This window comes from Noviherbaspirillum sp. (genome assembly GCF_035944575.1).
Taxonomy (GTDB): domain Bacteria; phylum Pseudomonadota; class Gammaproteobacteria; order Burkholderiales; family Burkholderiaceae_D; genus Noviherbaspirillum.
This window is the reverse complement of sequence record NZ_DASZBA010000183.1, coordinates 1-3,038: the sequence shown is the minus strand read 5'-3', so window position 1 is coordinate 3,038 and position 3,038 is coordinate 1. Positions and strand designations below refer to the sequence as shown.

2 protein-coding genes and 1 pseudogene are annotated in these 3,038 nt (G+C 64.8%); all 3 read right to left on the bottom strand.

Annotated features, from left to right (window positions below; translation table 11 throughout):
* Nucleotides 1-141: pseudogene (locus VGU61_RS13645) on the bottom strand (acyl-CoA dehydrogenase); the annotation flags it as partial.
* Between the two features lie 15 nt (nucleotides 142-156).
* Nucleotides 157-1,359 carry a 3-oxoadipyl-CoA thiolase gene (locus VGU61_RS13640; protein ID WP_326859691.1) on the bottom strand — a complete coding sequence of 401 codons (1,203 nt, stop codon included), beginning with the start codon at nucleotides 1,357-1,359 and terminating at the stop codon, nucleotides 157-159.
* Nucleotides 1,360-1,362: 3 nt separating this feature from the next.
* Nucleotides 1,363-2,904, bottom strand: a complete 1,542-nt coding sequence (locus tag VGU61_RS13635; protein WP_326859690.1) for a 3-hydroxyacyl-CoA dehydrogenase — start codon at nucleotides 2,902-2,904, stop codon at nucleotides 1,363-1,365.
* Nucleotides 2,905-3,038: the final 134 nt, after the last annotated feature.

The following is a 3,038-nucleotide window of genomic DNA, read 5'->3' as shown; positions in this document are numbered from 1 at the left end:
GAACGCTTCCAGGACGCGCGGCTGCAGCTTGTCCTGGCAGTAGGCGTGGGCGGCGTCGCGCACGGCGCGCTCTTCGGATGTCAGCTGCTGGTCCAGCAGCAGCGGGTCGTCCCAGTGGAATTGCACTTTCGATGATGCCATTATCGTTCTCCGGTTTTAAATACGTTCAATGACGACGGCCAGTCCCTGGCCAACGCCGATGCACAGGCTGACGACCGCATAGCGGCCCTGCCTGCGCTGCAATTCCCTGCTCACCGACAACGCGAGGCGGGCGCCCGAGGCGCCGAGCGGATGGCCGATGGCGATCGCGCCGCCGTTGGGGTTCACGCGCGCGTCGTCGAAGCCGATCTCCAGCAGCTTCAGGCAACCGAGCACCTGGCTGGCAAAGGCTTCGTTGATTTCGATGATGTCCATGTCGGCCAGCGTCAGGTTGGCGCGCTGCAATGCCTTGCGGATCGCATACACGGGTCCGACGCCCATGATGCGAGGTTCGACGCCGGCTACGGCTGCCGACAGGATGCGCACCATCGGCGCCTTGCCGGCTTTCTCGCCGGCGGCGCGGCTGCCGACCAGCAGCGCGGCAGCGCCGTCGTTGATGCCGGATGCATTGCCTGCAGTGACCACGCCGCCCTCGAACAGCGGCTTGAGCTTGGCCAGCGTCGCGCCGGTGGTTTCCGGGCGAGGATGCTCGTCCTGGTCAACCACGATGGGTGGCGTCTTGCGGCCGGTCGGCACGCTGATCGGAAGAATTTCTTCCTTATAAAAACCGTCCTGCAGCGCGGCGTGATATTTCATCTGCGATGCCAGCGCGAAGGCGTCAGCGTCGTCGCGGGTGACGCCGAATTCATGGGCAACGTTGTCGCCGGTTTCAGGCATCGTATGCGCGCCGTACTCGGCGGTGACTTTCGGATTTGGGAAGCGGGCGCCGATGGTGGAATCGAAGACCTTGAATTCGCGGCTGAACGCGGCTTCCGCCTTGGCCACCACGAACGGCGCGCGACTCATGCTTTCGACGCCGCCGGCGATGTAGAGATCGCCTTCGCCGGTGGTAACCGCGCGGGCCGCATCCATCACCGCGGCCAGGCCGCTGGCGCACAGGCGATTGACGGTCTGGCCGCCGACCGTCACCGGCAGTCCGGCTGCCAGCAGCGAATTGCGCGCGACGTTGCGCGCATCTTCGCCGCCCTGGTTAGTACAGCCGAGGATGACGTCCTCGATCGAATCGGCCGGAAAGGCATTGCGCGCCACCAGTGCGCGCATGACTTCCGCCACCAGGTCGTCGGGACGGACAGCGGCGAGTGCGCCGCCGTGGCGGCCGATCGGCGAACGCAGGCCGTCGTAGATATAAGCGTCGAGCATGATTTAGATTTCCTTGTGATGTAACGAAAGTCCGAGCAGGGCTCGACGCTGCAGCCAGGGGCTGGGGCGGTAACGGGCGTCGCCGGTTTGTTCTTCGAGGTTGGTCAGGATCGTGAGCACGGTCGCGCTGCCGAGCTGATCGCCCCAGGCCAGCGGGCCGATCGGATAGCCGAGGCCGAGCGTCACGGCGCGGTCGATGTCGGCCGGATCGGCGATGCCCTGCTGCGCGATTTCGCAGGCGATATTGACGATGTGAGCGACCACTCGCTGCGTTACCAGCCCGGCGCTGTCGCGGATTACGCTGACCGCCTTGCCGTCGGCGCCGAACAGGCCGCGCGCCATCTCGCGATAGCTTTCATCGGTCGCCGGCGTCGTCATCACCACGCGGCGGCGGCTGAGGTCGAACAGGCTTTCCACGCCGACGGTGCGGCGGCCGTCGAGTCCTTCGCGCACGCAGCAGGTGGTGGCGTCATCGCCGAGCGGCGTGACGATGCAGAGCGCATCGTCGCTCGGCAGTTCGCCGGTTTCCAGCGGGATGCCGGAATCGACGATCAGACGTTCGATACGTTCGGCGAGCTGCGGCCGTTCACGGCTCAGCCAGACGCTGGTCGGGCGGGCGGTGCTCGGCGGGTCTTCGGGGATCGATTCCTTCTTGCCGTCGGCGCCGTAGCGGTAAAAGCCGCGGCCGACTTTCTTGCCGAGCAGGCCGGCGGTGAGCATCTGGCGCGTCAGGCCCTGCGGGCGGAAACGGGGTTCTTCGTAATATTGGTGGTAGATCGATTCCATCACCGGATGCGACACATCCAGCGCGGTCAGGTCCAGCAGTTCGCAGGGACCGAGACGAAAGCCGGCGGTGTCGCGCAGGATGGCGTCGAGCGCCGGCACCGTCACCACGTCCTCGGCGAGCAGGCGCAGGCCTTCGGTGCCGTAGCCGCGGCCGGCATGGTTGACGATGAAGCCCGGAGTGTCCTTGGCGCGCACGGCTGCGTGGCCCCAGTGCTTGCCGAGCGCCAGCATGAAATCGGTGATTTCCGGCGCGGTCAGCAGGCCGCCGATCGCTTCGACGATCTTCATCAGCGGCACCGGATTGAAGAAGTGGAAGCCGACCACGCGCTCCGGATGCTTGAGCCCGGCGGCGATGGCGGTGACCGACAGGGATGAAGTATTGGTGGCAAGGATCGCGTCCGGGGCGACGATGCCCTCCAGCGTGCCGAACAGCGACTTCTTCGCGCCGAGGTCCTCGACAATGGCCTCGATCACCACATGGCAGCCGGCGAGGTCCTCGATGCCGTTGCAGGCGGAGAGCCGTTCCGCGGCATTGGCGGCGGCGGCCTGGTCGAGTTTGCCTTTCTCCGTCAGCTTGGCGAAGGTGGCGATCAATTCCTGGCGAGCGGCCGTCGCGGCGCCTTCACGCGCATCCGTCAGCCTGACTTGCGCACCGGCGAGCGCCGCAATCTGTGCGATGCCGCGGCCCATCACGCCGCATCCGACCAATCCAATGGTCAGGTCAGGAGAATCAGGTTGCGGACGGTTTGACTGTGACATGCGCGACTCCGAATTCATTTTTGCGTTTAGTTCTGCTGTGCAGAACTAAACTATTTAAAATGGAACTGTATTTCGTCTCGATTAATCTGTCAAGAAATCCATTTCCTGCTGCGTAATTTGATAAGAGGAAAAAC